We start from the raw sequence: 277 nt of genomic DNA on the forward strand, positions 1-277 counted from the left end.
CTCAGAAGTAGAGGTGCCCCTCCCGCGGATAGCGAGCGTGACGAGCGATCGCGATATGGTCCACCGACTCGAAAGCCTGGGCAGCGCCGAGCGCCGCGAGCACCGCGTCGATCGCGTCACCGCCGGGGTTTCGCATCATGACTCGGCGATCGCGGTCGCTGATCAGGACGAGGTCAGCCAATCCGGCCACGATGGCGCGACGAACGACACGCCGGCGCCGCGTTAGGGGCCCGCCGGCGGGCTGCTTGTAGTTCTGATGAGGCAGGCCGAGCCGCTT

At 68.2% G+C, this 277-nt stretch carries 1 protein-coding gene; it reads right to left on the bottom strand.

Annotation, left to right across the window (positions count from 1 at the left end; genetic code table 11):
- Nucleotide 1 precedes the first annotated feature (1 nt).
- Nucleotides 2-277: hypothetical protein (locus RAD04_RS38640; protein WP_461627963.1), on the bottom strand; the 276-nt coding region annotated here is incomplete at its 5' end.

This window comes from Bradyrhizobium sp. 25ACV (genome assembly GCF_054863005.1).